General features: G+C 45.2%; 19 protein-coding genes. 9 read left to right on the top strand and 10 right to left on the bottom strand.

All coding sequences use genetic code 11. The features are described 5' to 3' along the window. The 3 genes from QT974_RS08485 to QT974_RS08475 all read right to left on the bottom strand — a co-directional run. Positions 1 to 558, bottom strand: a 558-nt coding sequence (locus QT974_RS08485; protein ID WP_333468068.1) for a WD40 repeat domain-containing protein, incomplete at its 3' end; no start/stop codon positions are given. Positions 559 to 771: 213 nt separating this feature from the next. Next, a complete protein-coding gene (locus QT974_RS08480) occupies positions 772 to 1,215 on the bottom strand; it encodes a hypothetical protein (RefSeq protein ID WP_333468067.1) in 444 nt (147 codons plus the stop codon). A gap of 667 nt (positions 1,216 to 1,882) precedes the next feature. Continuing rightward, the gene (locus QT974_RS08475; protein ID WP_333468075.1) at positions 1,883 to 3,379 is read right to left on the bottom strand and encodes a glycosyl hydrolase family 57; all 1,497 of its coding nucleotides are present in this window, start codon (positions 3,377 to 3,379) and stop codon (positions 1,883 to 1,885) included. A gap of 256 nt (positions 3,380 to 3,635) precedes the next feature. Here QT974_RS08475 and QT974_RS08470 point away from each other — a divergent pair, with 256 nt between their 5' ends. Together QT974_RS08470 and QT974_RS08465 are read left to right on the top strand one after the other, a co-directional pair. Beyond that, complete coding sequence (locus QT974_RS08470) at positions 3,636 to 3,824, top strand: hypothetical protein (protein ID WP_333468066.1); 189 nt, start codon at positions 3,636 to 3,638, stop codon at positions 3,822 to 3,824. After that, positions 3,821 to 4,120: a hypothetical protein gene (locus QT974_RS08465; protein ID WP_333468065.1), complete on the top strand. Its 300-nt coding sequence runs from the start codon at positions 3,821 to 3,823 to the stop codon at positions 4,118 to 4,120. The genes QT974_RS08470 and QT974_RS08465 overlap by 4 nt, the downstream gene beginning before the upstream one ends. Before the next feature lie 28 nt (positions 4,121 to 4,148). On the opposite strand, the gene QT974_RS08460 is transcribed toward QT974_RS08465, so the two are convergent. Continuing rightward, complete coding sequence (locus QT974_RS08460) at positions 4,149 to 4,337, bottom strand: hypothetical protein (protein ID WP_333468064.1); 189 nt, start codon at positions 4,335 to 4,337, stop codon at positions 4,149 to 4,151. 55 nt (positions 4,338 to 4,392) lie between these two features. Between QT974_RS08460 and glgA the strand changes: the two genes are divergently transcribed. The 4 genes from glgA to QT974_RS08440 all read left to right on the top strand — a co-directional run bounded on the left by glgA (position 4,393) and on the right by QT974_RS08440 (position 9,131). Then, positions 4,393 to 5,868 carry a glycogen synthase GlgA gene (glgA, locus tag QT974_RS08455; RefSeq protein WP_333468063.1) on the top strand — a complete coding sequence of 492 codons (1,476 nt, stop codon included), beginning with the start codon at positions 4,393 to 4,395 and terminating at the stop codon, positions 5,866 to 5,868. 491 nt (positions 5,869 to 6,359) lie between these two features. Then, positions 6,360 to 7,127, top strand: a complete 768-nt coding sequence (locus QT974_RS08450) for an SGNH/GDSL hydrolase family protein (RefSeq protein ID WP_333468062.1) — start codon at positions 6,360 to 6,362, stop codon at positions 7,125 to 7,127. 184 nt (positions 7,128 to 7,311) lie between these two features. Continuing rightward, entirely contained in the window at positions 7,312 to 8,133 is an 822-nt protein-coding gene (locus QT974_RS08445; protein WP_333468061.1) for a SirB1 family protein, read from the top strand. Positions 8,134 to 8,453: 320 nt separating this feature from the next. Beyond that, positions 8,454 to 9,131: an alpha/beta hydrolase gene (locus QT974_RS08440; protein ID WP_333468060.1), complete on the top strand. Its 678-nt coding sequence runs from the start codon at positions 8,454 to 8,456 to the stop codon at positions 9,129 to 9,131. A gap of 199 nt (positions 9,132 to 9,330) precedes the next feature. On the opposite strand, the gene QT974_RS08435 is transcribed toward QT974_RS08440, so the two are convergent. After that, the gene (locus QT974_RS08435) at positions 9,331 to 9,795 is read right to left on the bottom strand and encodes an SRPBCC family protein (RefSeq protein ID WP_333468059.1); all 465 of its coding nucleotides are present in this window, start codon (positions 9,793 to 9,795) and stop codon (positions 9,331 to 9,333) included. Positions 9,796 to 9,943: 148 nt separating this feature from the next. Here QT974_RS08435 and QT974_RS08430 point away from each other — a divergent pair, with 148 nt between their 5' ends. From QT974_RS08430 to QT974_RS08420, 3 genes are all read left to right on the top strand, one after another. Continuing rightward, positions 9,944 to 10,909 (top strand): transposase, encoded by a 966-nt coding sequence (locus QT974_RS08430; protein WP_333468058.1) that lies wholly within the window; start codon positions 9,944 to 9,946, stop codon positions 10,907 to 10,909. A gap of 342 nt (positions 10,910 to 11,251) precedes the next feature. Beyond that, a complete protein-coding gene (locus QT974_RS08425) occupies positions 11,252 to 12,934 on the top strand; it encodes a mechanosensitive ion channel (protein WP_333468057.1) in 1,683 nt (560 codons plus the stop codon). A gap of 114 nt (positions 12,935 to 13,048) precedes the next feature. Beyond that, entirely contained in the window at positions 13,049 to 13,810 is a 762-nt protein-coding gene (locus QT974_RS08420) for a Uma2 family endonuclease (RefSeq protein ID WP_333468056.1), read from the top strand. A 362-nt stretch (positions 13,811 to 14,172) separates the two neighbouring features. Here the strand turns inward: QT974_RS08420 and QT974_RS08415 are convergent, their stop codons facing one another. The 5 genes from QT974_RS08415 to QT974_RS08395 form a co-directional block, all read right to left on the bottom strand. Beyond that, the gene (locus tag QT974_RS08415; protein WP_333468055.1) at positions 14,173 to 16,782 is read right to left on the bottom strand and encodes a polynucleotide kinase-phosphatase; all 2,610 of its coding nucleotides are present in this window, start codon (positions 16,780 to 16,782) and stop codon (positions 14,173 to 14,175) included. A gap of 12 nt (positions 16,783 to 16,794) precedes the next feature. Continuing rightward, the gene (locus tag QT974_RS08410) at positions 16,795 to 17,118 is read right to left on the bottom strand and encodes a type II toxin-antitoxin system PemK/MazF family toxin (RefSeq protein WP_333468054.1); all 324 of its coding nucleotides are present in this window, start codon (positions 17,116 to 17,118) and stop codon (positions 16,795 to 16,797) included. Beyond that, complete coding sequence (locus QT974_RS08405; protein ID WP_333468053.1) at positions 17,112 to 17,372, bottom strand: AbrB/MazE/SpoVT family DNA-binding domain-containing protein; 261 nt, start codon at positions 17,370 to 17,372, stop codon at positions 17,112 to 17,114. The genes QT974_RS08410 and QT974_RS08405 overlap by 7 nt, the downstream gene beginning before the upstream one ends. A 60-nt stretch (positions 17,373 to 17,432) precedes the next feature. Further along, the gene (locus QT974_RS08400; protein ID WP_333468052.1) at positions 17,433 to 18,833 is read right to left on the bottom strand and encodes a 3' terminal RNA ribose 2'-O-methyltransferase Hen1; all 1,401 of its coding nucleotides are present in this window, start codon (positions 18,831 to 18,833) and stop codon (positions 17,433 to 17,435) included. Between the two features lie 135 nt (positions 18,834 to 18,968). Next, positions 18,969 to 20,420: a GTP-binding protein gene (locus QT974_RS08395; RefSeq protein WP_333468051.1), complete on the bottom strand. Its 1,452-nt coding sequence runs from the start codon at positions 20,418 to 20,420 to the stop codon at positions 18,969 to 18,971. Between the last annotated feature and the right edge of the window lie 246 nt (positions 20,421 to 20,666).

Here is a 20,666-nt window from a genome sequence, read left to right as displayed (position 1 = left end):
TAGGCGCGAAAATTCGGAAATTTCTTGACAGTCTTGAATGTTGAACAGTTTTGTATATATAAACCCTCGCGTCACATGATTTCTTTTTGGGTAATTTTTATCGGTTGAGGGAAATCCCGTCATAAATCGAATGACTAAAAACCGCTCGTCTGGCGAAAAACGAAAAGATTGAGGACCTGACGTGTTATCTGATAATTGGCAGACAAAAGTTAAATCTGGGTAAGAATATAAACATACTTTGCTGCCGGGAACTTCAAAAGTAAAAAATTTGCTTTCATCGCGAGTAAAACCATAAATTCTTTGGGGAAAGCGGTGAATTTCTTCGCCTGTTGTCAAATCCCAGAAAACAGCATGGTCTTTCTGCGAAGCAGCCACAGTTTGGCCACCGTCCAAGAGAAAAGTCTCCCTAACAACAACCTCAGAATCCATTTGAAAGGTACGAATTACCTCCCCCGTCGTAACATCCTTGACAGTAACTTCACCCTGCCGTGAGCCACTAACAGAGTAGCGACTTGGCCCTAGCGTGTTTTCTTTATTCAAGTCAGTTATACTCTCCATTGCTCATCCTCGTATGTAGTAACTCCAGGTAAAATAGAGCCTATTGCCATTGTCACAGACAGAATTAAAGCCAATATAAACAGGAAAAAATGTTGCATAATCTGGGATGTTTTTTCGCCTAATGATTAGTCAAATAACCCCAACCCTAACACCATCTAAGCTACCAGCAGCGCCAATCTCTTACCTAAATTCGTCCTCTTTCTTACCGCACAATCAGCGGAAAAACCAGAACCACACCGCCGCAGCAAATACCATCAGCCAAAATAGTTTCCCACCACGACCACTCGACTCTCCGGGATATTCAACCAAAGTATACTTGTAATATCCCAACACAGGCTCACAATCATTCTTCTTCGGTGCAGTTCTCGGCCAAGTAGGGGTAGATGACGGCCAACAATCCTCTGGCATACTCTGCATTCTACCGGGGAGATAACCGTAAGTTAAATTCAGCTTTGAACGAGGAGGTAAGCGTTCTTGAAGAGCCAGTTCTTTCTGCGTCACCTGCACAAACTCTGACTTCAGTTGCGTGGTGCGATGAGGCCCTACTGTGCGATTGCAACTGATACAAAACTGATTGCAAGTAAGCTTTTGAGGCTGAGGACAGTGAAAATTATCGCAGTAATGTTTTTCGCCGTGATGTGTTGGCTCGTAGTTCATAACCATGCCTTCATTTCCTGATTAATGAGTTGACTGACAGACAACAACCTCAATCCCGATTTGACTATTCTTGGCTTTTCTGGTTTGTGAGGCTTTTAATTACAGGCAATAAAGCCAGGGCAAGTAAGGTTCCTAATACTGTAATATTGTTCGCCGTAGTGTGATTTCCAGTAATTCATAATCTCTCTTTTTACCCCTGATAAGTGAATGAAGAGATTGACTGCGATGTCACAAGCCTAAACACAATAAAATTGATTGGCAAGGGTTATAAAAAAAAAACTATCACAAAACATTTTATTAATAAGTTTGTCTGATTTATGTCAAAAATTCAGCTTAAAGTAAGTTAACAAAACCTTGCAATTAGACACATGATTTATCGAGTTCTAATCAGCGATTATCAAAAAGAACAGACAACAATCTAAATTAATATTTGGCTACTCTTTACAAAACGTGCTTGTGCAGGGGTTTTGCGTAAGTTCTGCAATGCTCTTAATGCTGTAGGCTGAATTTGAGTTGAGGGTGCGGAATCGAGTTCTAGGTAAAATGGGAGACAATCAGCGAATGTAGGGTTGATATCAAGTCCGGGTGTACTGCAATTATTTATTTGGTAAAATTCAGTAAAGTTTGCAGTTGCGGTTTTTCTCCACACCGCAACTGCAAACTTTTGTTACTTCATTAAAGCAGCGCCGCGGTTGTAAAGTTCGCGGGCGTAATCAGTCCAAGTTCCCTGTCCCCAATAGCGGAAACAGCTTGTTTGCACCAACAAGTTGTAAAGCAAAGCTTGTTGGTATTCAAACTGCTTGGTAACGGCGGCATCTTGCAGCACCAGCGGGTCGTATTTTTGGTGAAATGCGGCGCTGAGTTGATTCATCGGTTCCAGGACATTTTCGTAGCCTTTCACCCAACTCAAATCGTTTGTCCAAGAGGCACCATCCATGTGAAAATTGTGATCGGTTTGCTTGAGTTGGGCGATCGCACTTTCCACTTTTTCCGGTGTCGCACTATCAGCATCGACTAACTGCCAGATTTTGTGCTGGTTAACCCCTTGACAAATCGGATAATCATCGGGATTAACCCCCGCCGCTTCAATTAACTCCAAATATTCAGTCCCATTTAAACCGACAACACCGGATTTTCCGCCACCTTGAGAGCGGTTTTCGTGCCAAGCTTTGACAAAGGCGCTGGGGAATTCATTCATCATCACGCCGCCATTTTCGCCATCAGCAATTTGAGTGACTAAAGAAGGAACTGTGACATTGCCAATTTGCTGTTTGTTACGTCCTTTAGCTTCGTAATAAGGCTGCATTTGACCTACCAATTTTGTATCGGAACCTTGGGTTTTAATCAAAGCCGTGATACTGATGGTTTCGCCGCGAGAATTGCGGGCAACTAAACGGTTGGGAATGTATTTTTGGTCTTGCGACAATCCCGAACCATCGAGATTTTCGACAGAATGTTCTTGCACCATCAGCCAGCGATAGCCGCATTCTTTCAAAGCTTTGATGTATTCGTAAAGTGTATCGGGGTGATTGGGAAAGTGCATTTCTGGAGGCGAAAAACCTTTAACGCGCTTCAGGGCATCCAAGCCAAAAATGGATGCAAAATGATGTTGCCATGCTTGGATTTGAAGTTTGATATCGGGAATTGGAGTTGAAGGAATGACGGCGTGGCTCCACATTGTCCCCAGCCATTCTACGTGGGGTTGGTATTGAGGATCGCAGGTAATGCGCTTGAGATTCTCGAAGATGTCGTCGCGTCCCATTTGACGCAATCCCCACAGCAAATTGCCGGAATAATCGAGCATAATTCGCGGGTTGCAACCTTCAGCAATCAGTTGGGGAATGAATTCTCCCATGCGGGAATAGCACCAAGCAAATACTCCGGCATTGTGATTGTCTCCTTGGTTGGGATTTTCAAACATATTCTGGAGATTGCAGATTAGTTCGCCGTTTGCACCTGCTGGAATTGTTGGCTGGTGCATATGCAGGGCGCAGGCAAATCCGGCTTGAATGTTTTCGAGGCGCAGATTTGTCTTAGGTAAAAAGACTGGTTCGTTGCTGTTGGTGGCGGCAGTGATTTCTGCTTCGGAACCGCAAATGTTGGGCAATCCTGAGTTGATTTCGTTTAAAATGGATGGGTTGGGAGATTGTGCGATCGCAGGCATAAAACTTTCCTCAAGAATTGTGGAGGGACACTGTCTGCTATTGCTAAAATAGCTGTAAGATTTAAGAGTAGCAGAATCTGCCTGCAAAAGATAAGTTTATTAATTGCCGATACGCAATCTCAAGTGCAAGAGCCTGAGAGAGTTTTATTCGTAGCAGTGCGGTTAAATAGTTAGAGCGAGTTTTTTGTCAGATAGTTTATTTGATGATATTTCTGTAAGATAAGGAGGAAGAAACATCGCACACAAATTTGCAGGCATGAAAGTGTCTGAGATTATCAAAGGCAAAAAAGGCAGTATAAAACAAGCACAACTTCCGGCTGGTTCGCCAAATTGGGAAGAATTTAGCGAAATGATATGGGAGCAAATAGAAAGAGGTGCCCAAGAAAATATCCCAGGATTTAGGATGGTTCGCAAGTTGTTGAGCGATAGGAGATTCGATCGATGAAAGCTAATGGGTTTGACAGACTAATTTTATTTTTGCAAAATTTGGAAAAACAGGCGATCGACTATAGTTTGGCGCATCACCGCGACGAAGCTGTGATGGTAATTGTGGCTGTACCAGGGGAAAGGTGGGAAATTGAATTTTTGAGTGATGGTTCGGTGGAGGTAGAGAAGTTTGTCAGTAGTGGAGAAATTGCTGGAGAAGAAGTTTTGAGTGAGTTACTCGATCGCTATTCGGAACAAGACGAGACAACGGGCGATTTGACTAAAAAAAATGAGTTGACAAATGCGAGAAAATGAGTTAAGTTTTGCGGAATTTGCGATCGACTTACGGCAATTTTGACTCGCTCCACCGATGATTTCTGCTTTGAAGGAGAGCTTGCAGCTTCGCCTCGACAATCTCCTGCCGCGTTAGGTTATTGCCAGCGATCGCCCGAATCGACCTCAACTTGCGATCGTCGGCGCGTATTGTTTCTGTATTCCCAATGGCCGGCTTGCTTATTTGCTGAGAAATCATATACTTTGTCAAGTTAAGAAAATATTTTTTGATTCATCCAGGAGCGAGAAAAAAAATGTACATCGTACAAATTGCGTCAGAGTGCGCCCCCGTCATCAAAGCAGGAGGTTTGGGGGACGTAGTTTATGGCTTGAGTCGCCAGTTGCAGAATTCCGGCCACACCGTCGAGATTATTCTCCCCAAATACGACTGCATGAGGTACGACCATATTTGGGGGCTGCACGATGCCTATCGGGATTTGGCGGTGCCCTGGTACGGTGGCGAAATTCTTTGCGACGTGTACTGCGGCTGGGTGCACGGAGTGCTGTGTTTTTTCATTGAACCTCGATCGCAAGATAACTTTTTTAACCGCGGCTATTATTATGGTGGCAACGATGACAATATGCGGTTTGCATTTTTTAGCAAAGCTGCTTTAGAATTTTTGCTCAGAAGCAACAAGCGCCCGGATGTGATTCACTGTCACGATTGGCAAACTGGTTTGGTTCCAGTCATGCTGTTTGAAATTTACAAATACAATTGGATGGAAAATCAGCGAGTCTGCTATACCATTCACAATTTCAAACATCAAGGTATGGGCGGCAGCGAGGTTTTGCAAGCAACGGGTTTGAATCGAGAGGATTATTATTTTCAGTACGATCGCCTGCGAGATAATTTTAACCCCTTTGCCATCAACTTTATGAAAGGTGGCATTGTGTACTCTAACTTTGTGACTACGGTTTCGCCGCACCACGCTTGGGAAGCTCACGTCGGAGAGTTTGGCTACGGTTTGGGACACACTTTGCATATGTATCAAGATAAGTTTCGCGGGGTGCTCAACGGGATCGATTACGATGTGTGGAATCCTGAGAGCGATCGCTATATTATGCAGCACTACACTGCGGATGATTTGGCAGGCAAAGCTAAAACTAAAACTGCTTTGCGCGATCGCTTGTTATTGCGCGATACTGACAAGCCTCTGATTACCTTTATCGGCCGTTTGGACGACCAAAAAGGCGTTCACCTCCTCCACCACGCAATCTATTACTGTCTGAGCAAGGGCGCGCAATTCGTGCTTTTGGGTTCGGCGACGGAAGCGGGAATTAACGCGCATTTCCAGCACGAAAAATGGGTTTTAAATGACAATCCTGACTGCCATTTGGAACTTGGTTTTAATGAGGAATTGTCGCACTTAATTTATGCGGGTGCGGATATGATTGTGGTGCCGAGCAATTACGAACCCTGCGGCCTGACTCAGATGATCGGGTTGCGGTACGGTACGGTGCCTGTGGTGCGGGGTGTGGGCGGTTTGGTGAATACGGTGTTCGATCGCGATTACGACACCAGCCACCTCCCCGAAGAGCGCAACGGCTACGTATTTTACCAAAGCGATTACTACGCTTTAGAGTCGGTGCTCGATCGCGCGATCGGCTTGTGGTATGACTACCACGACGAATTTGAAAAACTCATGGTTCAAGGCATGAATTGTGACAATTCGTGGAAATATCCAGCTAAAGACTACGTGGAAATTTACGAACTAATTCGACACAAATAATCAGTCAAGTGCGCGCTTGACTCACCTCACTAACTATCTTGTGAGTAAAGCGCGCCGCTTAGCCGTATGTAGGGTGTCTGTCGCGAAAGTCGAGGTTAGTTTCAAAATCGCGCTTTTTTCTGCCAAAACCTAGCTGGGATTTTGTTTAACTAATGTGATACCAATTGTGAATAGTATTTATAGCCTTTCTCAGAAAGATTCGCGGACGCATGGCCAAACAGGCCAAACCGGCCAAACAGGCCAAACCGGGCATACCTCACTTTTTTGAGAAAGGCTGTATATATTAGGAACATAGGCTGCGCCTAAGTTTGGCGCGGGGATTCAGGAAACGGCAATGCTGTTTCTCTACTCCCATGTTTTAATAGTTACTATATAATTAATAATTGCAGCAATAATTGTGAAAGTGAGCTAATTTGTATCGCCCTGTCAAACCAGTTTTTGCAGACGATCCTTTATTAATCATAGTTAAATTGAATGTAATTACCTATAAAATGAAAAATTATATTGCAATTTTATCTATTGTGTTGAATGTATTTTTAATATCTGCAACCTTGCTTTATACAGGGAAGCGGGGTTACTTGGGAAGAGTTTTGGTAATGGCAAATGCTAATTATTTAGAAATCCCTACAGATACACTAAGTTCTCAGTCTTGGTGGCAAGATGAGGTCAAATATCAAGTGGCGGTGACTCAGAATACTCAGATAAAAAATTGTTTTTTTGGAGATTCGATAACTTCGATGCTGGGGAATACTCTGGGTAATCATTCTTTCAATTTTGCGATCGGTGGGATGAGCGCCATTTCTCAGTTGGAACAGCTTAAGTTGTTAACTGCTGGTCGAATTAGGTGCGAGCGAGCGATTGTGGCTCTGGGTACAAATGATGCTATTTACAGAACTATGGACGACCAATTTATTAAAAATATGCAGCAAATAATTATAATTGTTAAAAATGATATGGGAGCGAAACAGGTGGTTTTGATTCCGGCTTTTTACTCGACTGTTGAAGCCAGTCGCAATGTCAATGTTGCTGCTCCTATTCCTCGGGTCGATCGGTTTAATCACTTGCTCGGTCAAGTTGCTGTTGCTCAAAGGTTATCGGTTGAGGGCTCAATTTTACAACCGTTATTTGAGGGTAAAGCTTTGAAGGCTGATTTGACTTCGGATGGCGTTCATCTTAATCTGGAGGGCAAAAAAATCTATCGTGAAGGTTTGTTAAAAATAGTGGCTAATTTAGAAATAAAAAAATATAGTAGATTATGATTGAAATATTTTGTGGATGCTAAGTTTTTTTTTGAACAGGCTTTTCGGCCTGTTGGACAATAGATGATTCCTCGTTTAATATAAAAAAAGTATATTTTAAAAATATGTTTTTTGTGTAACAAGGCAGAAAGCCTGTTCTGAATATTTGGATAAAATGTTAATTAAAATCAGATAAATCATCAATATGGATTTTTCCCAAGCCAGACAACTGTTTTACCAAGAAATTAATCAGCCCGATCGTACGATCGATCTGGGAAAAGCTGCGCTGTACGTGGCTTTGGAAGAATACCCCAATTTCGTTCCCCAGGAGTATCTCAACGTTCTCGACACGATCGCCAATGAAGTGCGATCGCGCCTTCCGCCACAGAATTATCCGCTGCGGATCGTTCAAACTATTAACCGTTATTTATACGAGGATTTGCGGTTTGTGGGGAATGATGCAGATTATTACGACCCTCGCAATAGTTTTTTAAATCAAGTGATCGATCGCCGCACGGGAATACCCATCTCTTTGTCTTTGGTTTATTTGGAAGTTGCGAAGCGGATTGATTTTCCAATGGTGGGGATTGGGATGCCGGGACATTTTTTAATTAGACCTGATTTTGAGGATGCTGGGATTTTTATCGATCCGTTTAACAACGGCGAGATATTATTCCCTGAAGATTGTCAAGAGAGACTTTCTCAAATTTACGGTCAACCGATGGAGTTGGAGGCGGCTTTTTTGGCCCCGGTAAGTAGTCGCCAGTTGTTAGGGCGAATGCTGGGAAATCTTAAGGCTATTTATTTGCAACAGCGGGATGCTATCAGGGTGTTGGGGGCGATCGAGCGGATTTTGCTGCTGTTTCCCCATGCGCTGTTAGAAATGCGCGATCGCGGAATTCTTTACTATCAACTGGGGCGCTTGACTGAGGCGCGCTACGATTTGGAGATTTACCTGAAAAATGCTCCGAATGCTGAGGATGCTGCTGCAATTCGCCAATTGCTCGAACGGATCGATGGGAATTAAACTTAAATTTTATCGATCGCTAGTCAAGCTTGCAGCTATTGGCTGGCACAACATCACGGGTGAAACCGACAATCTATAATACTGGTGTGCGATCGTCAAATCTAGCTTTTATAAGTTTTGCAAAGCTTTATAAAATTGTAAAGGCTCAGATTGTAACATAGAAATTATCAATTAACACCTATCTTTTGATAGGTTCAATTTGATAGACATGACTGTAGAATAACTAGGTCATTTACCGAACACCTGAGTCCACTTTCCCGACTGATACCTGCGCATTGGCTCGCTCGAAAAAGTATTTTGACCTAAAGAGGCATAAACTCATGAACTTTAAGTTTCAACAAGGTTATATCAACGCAATGCAACAGCAGTCAGCTCATTTAACCAAAAGAATGTCAAAGCATTTATCATTAGGTTTGGCACTTTTGCTGGGAACAAGTACAGTATTGCTGAGCAGTGGCAAAGCCTTTGCATTAGACAAGGTAACAGTAAAATACGGTGCTGTTGACGTAACTTTACCGATGAGCGACTTGCAAAGTTTTGCACAAACCGGCAAACCATCATCTCAACTGCAAAGCGTTCTGAGTCTTGCGAAACAAACTCCCGAATCGGTGCGCGAAATATTGACGCGAGAAGTTGCTTTAGATGCCCAAATAGTATCGCGACTGGCAAATACTTATTTTGGGGAAATTGTTTTCAAACAATTGGGCGAGGTTGCTTATACCCCAGCAACAAAGGCACAAAGCGCGCCGGCACTGCGCGATGCTTTGGTCGCAGCTTCTAAAGATGGCAAAATATCGCTGATGGAAGTGATGCAAAATTACACTCCCCCGGCTTTAGAAGTTGATGGTAATCAAGCTATGGCTATCTACCAGCGAGTGATTAAAGACCTGCAAGATTTGCAAGCTATGTATCAGAATTCCCCTGGTTTGCAAAGTACGGCTGGTCAAGCAAGACAAATGATTTGTCAGCCCAACTCATCATCGGGGGCTGGGAAGTAAATCATTTTGCTGGGGAATTGGGAATTAGTAATTGATAATTGGTAATTGCGGATTGGGAATTGCGGATTGCGGAATTTGTTTCACCAATTACCGATTACCAATTCTCAATGACCAATTCTCAATGACCGATTACCAATGACCGATTACCGATTACCAATGACCTATTACCGATTACCGATTATCGATCGCCAATTCCCCATTACGCTTTACCAATTTCTTGAGATAACTGCTCGGCTACCCGTTTGAGTCTGCGGAGTTGGCTTTTCATATCTTTCTGGGTCAAAGCGGCTGCAAATTGATTGAAACCAAATCTAATTAAAGGATTGGGAATTTGAAATTCAAAGCGGTTAATCAAGAGAGTTCCTTGGATTTGGGGCTGGCATTCCCAGCGATCGCATCCTTTGAAATATCCGTCAAACCCCCATACAATTAAACCGGGTTGTCGTTCCAACACAACACTCTCTAAAGTGGGTTGCAAAACGGGAATTTTTATGATAAATAAGCTGCGACTTCCTACAGCAGTATCCCATTCACCCTCGGGTTCGCAGCGCAGCAAAGGATTGAGCCATTTGTGCATTAAAGTGCGATCGACTATACAGCGCTCCACCAAGGTAGCAGCAGCGCGAATTTCAATGGATTGCTCGAAAACTTGACGAATTGACATGGAAACCTGCAACAAGGAGGGTATTACAAGACTTTGCTTACTTGAGAGTTATTTACTTAGTTGTAGCGTCAATTCTTCCATAAAGTAAAACATTGACACACTCATAAATACAGTGTATCATCGGAAAATAACAGTATATATACCGATTATGCAGTTAGTTGAAAGGCACATCATCAAACCGAATCATAGGTTTTATCGAGAAGCCGATCGACTGTCATGGCTGTGCAAAAATCTTTACAAATCAGCTAACTGCATCTACCGTCAAAACTTTTGCGCTAACCAACAAACAAACCATTTGGCTGTCGATCGCGCGTTCAGAACGAGTTCAAATTACAAAGCACTGCCGGCAAAGGTAGCACAAAGCACCCTCGGCTTAGTCCTCAAAGCATGGAGTAGCTATCATCTGGCGTTGCGAAACTATCAGGAAGACCCAATTAAATTTAAAGCAGCACCGCAAATTCCGCATGATAAAGGTGCCAGAGAGCACAAAAGAGCAGACGGGCGCTATGTAGTTGTATTTGATTCTCAAGCTGCCAGCAAAAAAGCCTTAAAAAAAGGATATGCTCGTCCCTCTGGGACTAATATTTGGTTGTGGTCAAAAGTTACCTCGATTCTGGAAATCAGGATTGTTCCTAAGGTCGGTTGTTATATTGTCGAGGTAGCTTATAAAAAGTTAGAACAGCCTTTAGAAGTTAATCAGACAGTAGCTTCCATAGATTTAGGATTAAACAATTTGGCAACATTAACCTACAATGTTGCTGGGTTAGTACCGACGATATACGACGGACGGGCACTCAAGTCAACTAACCAATACTGCAATCGGGTTTCATCAACATTGAAATCGTTGCTGCCCGCCGCCCCAAAAAACAGTAAAAAAGTCGCCAATTTGTGGCACAAGCGTAACTGCAAAGTGGATTATTACCTCCACATAACGAGTTCCGCAATTATTAAAGAACTCGTCAATCATCAAATTGGCTGGCTGGTTATAGGCTGGAACCAGGATTTTAAAGATGGGATTACTCCTGGCAAGGTTAACCCTCAAAAATTGGCCTGCATTCCCCATCGCCGGCTCGTGCAAATGTTGCAGTACAAAGGACAAATTGGCGAAATTTAAGTTCTGTATAGTAGGGGAGAGTTACACATCTAAGTGTTCTGCCTTGGATTTGGAACCAATTGAACAAAAATCTGAGTACATTGGCTGTAGAGTAAAAAGGGGATTGTTGAGAAGCCAAAGTGGACAACTCATAAATGCCGATGTCAACGGTTCTTTGAATGAAGATTGGCCCAAAAGCAGTCGGAGATGGGTTTATCCCAAATTCGAGAGAGGGTTTTGTAGTTAACCCTGTACGCTTTTAAGCGTACAAACATTAAATTTAGGCGAGGTCTAGATTTGGTGGAACTATTCTTAAAGTTTCGTCTTCTCCCAGTCAAAATATGACGTTAACCTGAGAAAAAAATGAATGAAACTTGGCAAGAAATAACTCAACCGATATCGGGCCAAATAGCGGTGATGTCCGATCGCCTGTTGGCGCAGACACTGCCGCCTCCGAATCCGCTGGTAGATGCCCAAAACGGAATTAACAATATATTTCAGGGCTCGACAAGCATTGAAAATCTGGTGTGGGCGATCGGCATCCTGCTAATTGGCTTGATCGTATCAGCCCTGGTCTCATCTTTAGTCGGGGGATTGCTCAAGAAAACGACGATCGACAACCGACTTGCTGCTTGGATTACCGGGCGCCCGGAAGGAGAAGGATCGCCGCAAGTGGAAAAATGGATTTCCGGTGCGGTATTCTGGATCATTTTTATCTTTTTCCTAGTCGCCTTTTTCAACCGGCTGAATCTCACGGCTGTCTCGCAACCCCTGAATACTTTTCTCAATCAAATTGCTGGTGCTTTGCCGAAGTTAGCCAAAGCCCTGATTTTCTTGGGGATTGCTTGGGTGTTGGCGACAGTTGCCAAATTGGCTCTATCGCGGGCGATGCGGACTTTTGGCGTAGACGAGCGCTTGAACCAGCAAGTGGGTACTGCACCCACCGAGACTCCTTTGCTGCTGAGCGATACTCTGGCGAATGCGCTGTACTGGTTCATTTTTCTGCTGTTTTTGCCGTTGGTTCTCGAATCGCTGGATTTACAGCAGGCTCTGCTGCCAGTCAATAATTTGCTGAACCAAATTTTGGCGGCAATTCCGAAGATTCTGGAAGCTCTGCTGATTGGGTTTGTGGGCTGGCTGCTGGCTCAAGTGGTGCAGCGGATTGTGACAAATCTGCTGGCTGCTGCTGGGGCGGACAGTTTGGGCGCTCGCTTTGGCATTTCCCGGAGCTCGGGCGGACAATCGCTGTCGTGGATTATCGGCACAATTGTCTATGTGTTGATTTTGATTCCCACGGCGATCGCAGCTTTGAACGCTTTGGACATCCAAGCGATTTCCTTGCCGGCGATCGCGATGCTCAATACGATTCTGGGCGCGCTTCCCAACATTTTTACAGCAGCGATAATTCTGGCCGTTGCTTACTTTTTGGGGCGCTGGATCGGCGATTTGGTGACGAATATCTTGACCGGAATTGGCTTTAACAATGTCTTTTCTTGGTTGGGAATGCAGCCGAAACAGCCGCTGCGACTACCGCCGCCGAGTTCGATCGATCCCGACGCCACCGTACTTCAGGAACCGGATGTGGCGGCCCGCACGCCTTCGCAATTTGTCGGCATTGTGGTGCAGGTAGGCATCATGCTGTTTGCTGTGGTGGCTGCTACGGACGTGCTGAAGATTCCAGCACTGACTGCGATTGTTAGCGGTATTGTGCTGGTTGCAGGTAGGGTGCTGTCTGGTTTGGTGGTATTTGCGATCGGCTTGTATTTGGCGAATCTGGCGTTTAGTTTGATTGCTAGCTCTGGAACTCGCCAAGCGCGGCTGTTGGGCCAAACGGCTCGAATCGCGGTGATTGCTTTTGTTGGAGCCTTGGCGCTGCAACAGATGGGCATTGGCAGCGATATTGTGAATTTGGCTTTCGGGCTGTTGCTCGGGGCGATCGCAGTTGGGATTGCTCTAGCTTTTGGTTTGGGCGGGCGCGAGATTGCGGCCGACGAACTTCGCGGATGGCTGGCGTCATTTAAACAAGATAAGACGCCGCGTTTGTAAGTCTAATTAATAAGTAAAAAAATGGCGTTTGTCCTTAACAAACGCCATTTTTTTATGCTTAAATTTATCGAACCTGCTAAAATAAAATCAGCGAGAATTGAGGAGACTTAAACCGTGACAGTTTTCACTCAACAAATCGAAGAAGAAATAGAATATCCCAGCAGCGACGGAGAACCGATGGCGGAAAGTGACATCACGCGCGATTACATGACTTACGGCGTGGAAGCTCTGAAGCAGCACTTTCAAGGGATCTCGGATGTCTACGTGTCAGCAAATTCTTTCGTCTATTACGAAGAAGGAAACAAATCAGCAGTAGTTGCTCCCGACATTTATGTAGTATTTGGAGTCAGAAAACGCCAGAGAGATAACTATAAAATCTGGAAAGAAGCAGGGATAGCACCGCAGTTTGTCTTAGAAATAACCTCAGAAACAACTCAAGATGTAGACCAAGAAATTAAACCAGAAACTTATCGAAATTTGGGAGTCAGGGAATACTTCCAGTACGATCCGTCTGGAGATTATCTCAATCCAATACTGCAAGGAGTGCGTTTAGTCAACGGCCAGTACGAGACGATTCCCGTCAATAATATCGCCTTCGATACGCTGTGGCTGTACAGCGAAGTATTGGGACTGGAATTGCACTTGGTTTCTGGAGAATTAAGGTTTAGAAATCCTCAAACAAAAGAGTTTTTGAAGACTTACCAGCAATCAGAACAAGCACGGCTGGCGGCCGAACAAGCACGGCTGGCGGCCGAATCAGCACTCATCTCGCTCGTTTCTCAACTGTTAAATTCAGGCATGAATTTAGAGCAAGTTGCACAAATGATGAATTTATCGACATCGGAAGTTGAGCGATTAGTAGGGAGAAATGAATGAGATACCCGTAGGGACACGCCAATGCTCATTGGTGACAACTTAAGCTGTCACCCCGCCAAGTCCGTCAGTTAGCCCGCCAGTCCGCCAGGGGTTGAAACCCCTGTCTCAAAGCGCAAGTCCTCTCAAAGAGGACTGATGAGTTATATCAATTCCGGTTGCACCGTCAGGTAATGTTGACTGTTGAGAGTTAACTGTTTAAACAATACCGATGCAACGGGAAACGATATTATTGAGTCCTCTTTTAGAGGACTGTCTTCTAAAAGCCCCGTGGGTTTAAACCCCTGGCGGTATTTCGGACACAAGCGATATTTCGAGTTATGTTGACACCAATGGACTCTTGGAGTGTCCCTACAAGGGCTTACTTACAATCTCGGATCGACTGGTTCGCTTTCCATCGCTAAAACTCCGAAAACGCACTCGTGAACTTGCCTCAACGGAGCACCCGCCACAAATCTCTCCAACGATTCTACACCCAAAGCAAACTCTCGCAAAGCTAAAGAACGCTTCCCGGAAAGCCCGCGCGATCGCAATTTGTCTAAATGCTCCGGCAAAGAATATTCCAGGCCGTAAATAATTCGCAAATACTCTTTTCCCCGACATTTGATCGCAGGCTGTACCAGTCCTTTGCTATTGTTCACAATAAATTCCATCGGTTTAACCACCATCCCTTCTCCCCCGGCCTCAGTCATTTTTTCCCACCATTGAATCCCCGCTAATTGACTGTCAAGATCGGCAATTCTCACTACTTTGTATTCAGTAGCTAACAGCAATTGTAGGTCAAAATTACAGATTTCTGCTATCTGTTCCATGTGCCAGCAGTGATTCTGATCGGTGTGAACATTTCCCTCGGTTGCCAAGATGTGGAAAGGCGCTAATTTGAGGTCGGAGATGGATTTGACGGGCCAGCAGTAGCGCTGGTAGGCCTTGACATAGCGATCGGCTAAATCGGCTCGTTCCCGGTAGCTGGCCAGCAAAGAATCAACCTCAACTCCCCGCTGTTTCGCCTGTTCTAGCTGCTGGATTGCCTCCGCAAACCCGTGACGGGATGCGGTGCCCACGGCAGCATATTGTTCTTGCAATAAACCTTGAGCTTTGGCAGACCAAGGCATTAATTCGCAGTCCAAACACACCCAATTAGTTTTAAATTTATCCCAAAAATTGCTGGCAGAAAGAGCGCGATTTACTCGGGTTAAAAACTCTGTTTCTAAGGTAGAATTATCGAAGAAATGGCGACCAGTACGGGTGTAACAAATGCCAATGCTGTTGTTAAAAATTCCAAAGCGCCGTTTAGCCGCCGATTCATCGCGGCAAACAATCACAACTGCACGGGAACCCATGTGCTTTTCTTCGCAGACAACTGTCGAGACGCCTTGCTGTTGGTAGTAGTTAAAGGCTTCGGCTGGATGTTCTAAAAGTCCGGGTTCTTTTGAGGTAGCAGCGGGAGACATGGTGGGCGGTAAGTAAATCAGCCATTTGGGATTGGCGGCAAATCTGCTCATTACTTCCAGGGCTGCGATCGCATTTTCTTCTCGAATTGCAATGTTACGTTGCAGCCTTGTTGAAATCATGCGTTTTCCGAGCACGTCGGAAATATCCAGCACGTCATCAAACTGCTGTTGGGCGGTGAGATTTATGGCGGGAAAACTGTTATCTAGAGTTGCAATGGATGGAAAGGCGATCGGTTTGGCTGGTTCGCAGTAAATCATCGCAGCAGGAACGCTGACAAATTCTCTTTCTGGATACCGCAAAGCTGTTAGCTTGCCGCCGAAAACGCAGCCTGTGTCAATATCAACAGTATTGTTCAACCATTCTGTTTCGGGAATCGGCGTATGTCCGTAAACAACAGTAGCTTGACCTCGATATTCGGCGGCCCAATTGTAGCGGACTGGTAAGCCGAATTCATCGATTTCGCCTGTGGTTTCTCCGTACAATGCGAAATCTCGAACGCGGGGGGATGCGCGTCCCTGAAGTTCTGCTTTCATTCCGGCGTGGGCGACGACTAATTTGCCGCCGTCGAGGACGTAATGCCCGATTAAACTATCTAGAAATTGGCTAATTTCGCTAACTGCCACTTCGCGCAATTCATCCGGTAAAGCTGCAATTTCTGCTAAGGTTTGTTCGAGTCCGTGGTTGATTTTGACATTTTTGCCGCTGAGTTTTCGCAATAATTTGATGTCGTGATTTCCGGGGACGCACAAAGCGGTTGATGCTGCTACCATGTTGCGGACGAGTTTGAGGGTGTCGAGAATGCGCGGGCCTCGATCGACCAAATCGCCCAAAAACACGGCTTTACGGCCTTCTGGATGGGCGTAGGTGGGATAATCCCAAAAGCCAGATGCGCTGGATGGTTCGACAATTTGATAGCCCAACTGTTGCAGCAATTGTGACAATTCGCCGCAGCATCCGTGAACGTCGCCGATGATGTCAAAGGGGCCTGTGTCATGTTTGCGGTTGTTCCACAGCGGTTGTCTCTCGATTTGGGCTGCTGCGATGTCTTCTGGGGAACGGAGGATGTGAACGTAGCGGAAGCCTTCGCGATCGAGATTTCGGAGCGATCGTCTTAAATTTTGAACGTGGCGGCGAATTACATGACTGCCAAAATTGCGGTTTGGGCGCTGCTGATTGCGATCGGCACACAATTTTTCGGGCAAATCCAGCACAATTGCGACTAAAAAGCAATGATATTTTCGGGCTAATTCTAACAGCGGTTTGCGGCTTTCCGGCTGCACATTCGTAGCATCAATCACAGTTAATTTACCCGCAGCCAGACGTTTAGCAGCAATTAAATGCAGCACTTCAAAAGCATCAGCGGTGGCCGCTTGATTGTTTTCGTCGTCGGAAACCAGGCCGCGGCAGTAATCGGATGAAATGATTTCTGTCGGTTGAAAATGCTGGCGCGCAAAGGTAGATTTACCGGAACCGGATGCACCGATGAGCAGGACTAAAGATAGTTCGGGAATTGTAATTTTCATTGTTTAATAGTATTATTCAGAAAACATCTGCGCCAGAATATCTAAAACAGCTTTTTGTTCATCAGTGCTGATTTTACCGAGATATTGAACTAATCGATTTTTGTCAACAGTCCGAATTTGATCCAGGATAATTTGTCCATCTTTGCCTTGAAAATTACAAGCTATCCGGCTGGGATATGCTTGCCCCTTCGTTGTCATTGGAGCAATGATGACAGTGGAAATGCGCTTGTTCATATCATCGGGTGAAATCACTAAACAAGGTCTTGTTTTATTAATTTCACTGCCAAGAGTGGGGTCGAGACTAACTAAAAAAACATCAAAACGTTTGACTACCATTGCCACTCAAGCTCCTCCCACTCTGTAGCCGTGACATCATCTAGCAGGACATCATCATGTTGTTCTGCCATTTTTGCGAACGCTTCATCCCAACCTGCTCGCGGTTTTAGCGCTGCACGAATCACGATCCGATCGCCCTGAACTTCGATTTCTACAGCTTCACTAATACCAATTTGCTCTAATAAAGATTTAGGAATGCGAATTCCTTGAGACCGATCGACTTTAATTATCTGGGTTTGGATAGATTTGCTCATAGCTGAAGCCTGCATTTTTTTAAGTTTAACTACATTGTAACTACAAAAAAACTGTAGCAGTTATTCTGTCAAAGCAAATATTCCCATTTGTGTAGGCGAACCTACTTCTAAATCTTCGGTTCCAATAGAGCGAAACTCTACCCGATATCCAAACCGTTCGCAAACTGCATTCGCCCAAGTCTGAAACTCATTTCTAGTCCACTCAAAGCGGTGATCGCGGTGGCGAAATTTGCCTGTCGGCAAGTTTTCAAACTTAACGTTATATTCAATATTTGGAGTTGTGACGATCGCAAATTTCGGCCGCACAAACTCAAATAAAACCCGTTCAAAAGCAGCCAACCGTTCTAAATCGAGATGTTCGATGACTTCAATCACCGCTGCTGCGTCAAAATCCCTCAAGCGGCTGTCCCGATAAATCAGGGAACTTTGGATCAATTGTAAGCGAGATTGCTGTGCGGGAGAAAAGCGATCGACCTGCAATCGTTTTTTGGCGATCTCCAACGCCCGGAAAGACACATCGACTCCAGTAATTTGGGCGATCGCACTTTCGGCTAAAAGCAATCGCAGCAGTTTTCCCTCACCGCAGCCCAAATCTACCACTCGCTGAGCACCGCTGGCTTTTAAAACAGTCATCACAGCTTCTAAACGCTGTTCGTTGAGACTAATTCGCTGTTCTAAAACTTCCTCTTCTTGCTGGTGAGAAACTTCGATATCCTCCGGGTCAAGATTATCTTCTTCTGCTAATTGTGCCACAGCAAGGCGAGTCAAACGGCGCTGGCGTTTCAGATAGCGATCGGCAATTTGTTCGCGGGCGGGATGCGAGTTCAACCAACCTTCGCCGTGCCGCAATAACTTCTCGATTTCATCATCGCCTACCCAATAATGTTTATCGTCATCTAACACAGGAATTAGGACATAAAGATGGCTCAACAAATCCGCCAACCGCACTGTATTTTGTAGTTCCACAGCAAAGTAAGGACTCGCGCCCCACTCGGGAAATTGTTCGTCAAGAATCAGCGGTTTTGCTGCGACTTGATAGCCCAGCGGCTCAAACATTTGGCGCAAGAACTTCTCGCCGCCGCGACAGGGCAAAACCGACAGCTTAACTGTCAGCGGAATGGCAGTTTCTGCGAGTTCTGGGCGGTCTTTGCAGCGCCCGGATAGGGCGGTACCGAAGACCTGGGCGAGGGCGACAGACAGAAAGGAAGAGGCTGTGTAGGGGCGATCGTTGACGTATTGTTCCAAAGGGCGATCGCCCGATTTGGACTTACCGCGCACCAAACCGATCGGATCGACATCTAACAGCAAAGCCGCCGTGCACTTATCTGCATTTGCTTCAGGATAAAACACGCTGGCTTGTCCGAAAGTCATCGGGAAGCATTGAAGGCGATCGGGATGTTTGTGCAGCAAATAACCCAAATCTGTAGCAGGAACGCGAGTTGTGGAGATAGTTAATAACATAATATTGGGAATTGGGCATCGGGCATCGGGCATCGGGCATTGTTGACTGTTGACTGTTGACTGTTGACTGTTGACTGTTGACTGTTGCTACAAATAACTAATAACTGATGACTAATGACTAATGACTAATGACTACTAAGATTGCTGTTTTTCCACACTTCCCAAATTCAACTTAGCCCGCAACTCATCCTTAATCCGATTTAAAATAGAATCCTCATCCAAAGAAGCCAAAATCTTGCTCACCACAGCCTTCGGCCCATCATCACCCCAAGAAGCACCATTAGCCAAATAAGCCTTAGTAACTTGACCAATTCCGTAGCAAGAAACCCCAGCAATTGCAGCTTGAGTCACAGCCACAGAAACATAAGGCCCCAAAGCCAAACCCCCCGTCGCCGGCGTCGCCAAACCCAACAATCCTTTCAAAGAACTCAAACCAAAATTCGCCAACAATTCCCCCGCAGTAATTCCGCCCATACTAATCGCAATCTTTTGCAGCAATTCCACCGCGCCCGCTTCCGTCATCGCAATGCCGTAAACTTTAGATAGAGTTAATATCATCACCACATCAATTACCGCCCCGCTGAGAATATCAACTATTGTAAGAGGATTCAGGGCGATCGCCACAGCTTTAGTCATTACCCCATTCCAGATAATCCGGTTAGCAGCATCATCTCGAATTTCCATTTTTCGCTGCACCAACTGCTCGTTAATATCCCCCGCACAGAGCATCGTATTCAGCGCCACCAAAGATTTACCTTCTCTGTCTAAAATCTCCAAAATTTTTAATTTTAAATCTTGGACTTGTGGCAAACTCCGAGTCATTTTCACTCCCATACTTCCATCGGGACGGCGCACCGCCTGCGCTGTCAAAGGTGAAGCCGCCGACATCACAATTTCATCGGGAGATAACAATTCTCTCACGCGATCGTCCCGGATTTTATGATAAATTGCCAGCCTGTCTGCATCGGGATACTGGTCAATTTTATTAAACACTAATAACATCGGTTTTCCGGCTTCCCGCAATTGCGAAAGTGCTGCGTATTCTACTTTTGTAATATCGCCAGCCACCACAAACAAAATCAAATCTGCTTGTTGCGCGACGCGGCGGGCTAAAAGTTCGCGAGTTTCGCCGTCAACTTCATCGATTCCGGGAGTATCGATTAATTCTACTTGCGACAAACGATAAATAACTGGCGAAAGTCGAGGAGCGGGTAAATTATCATCAACAGCATCTCCGACATCCCACTGGCCAATAGTTGTGGTGCGAGTCACCCCGTGAGTCGGGCCCGTTTCAAACACATTTTGACCCAAAAGCGCGTTCAAAACCGAAGACTTTCCCCTTCCTACCATCCCAAACACAGCGATTTGCACGCAAGCGCGCTCTAGCTTGTCCAGCATGGTTTCCAAGCCACCAATTTCCGGCTCCAGTCCAGTTCGCTCTTGTGCTGTCAAATCGAGATTTTCTACTATATCTCGCAGAGCATCCTTGGCGCGGCGCAGGTTGAGTTCGGCCTGAATGTCTGCGAAGCTTAATATTGTGTCGTCTAATTCGCGATCGACATTTGAAAAATCCGATACTTCAGTCATTGTTACCTAATGTTATAGCTTTGCTTAAAGTTTCTACCGATATGATGCTATTCTAGCTTTTTCTATGGGCTTTGTACATTCTCTCGCATTCATCCAACTCTAACTCTCGGATTTACTTCAGTCTGAATCTAGGATTTACTCCAGTCTGGCTCAGCCAAAAGTTTTCGCATTCACCCACCAGCCCTAGGAGTGATTTAAATCCCCGTCTCATAGCTAAAGTCGGTTGAAACCGACTGCAAACTTCGA

Source organism: Microcoleus sp. BM001215392, assembly GCF_036700185.1.
In the GTDB taxonomy this organism is placed as follows: domain Bacteria; phylum Cyanobacteriota; class Cyanobacteriia; order Cyanobacteriales; family Microcoleaceae; genus Microcoleus.
This window is presented reverse-complemented; position numbering and strand designations above follow the sequence as displayed.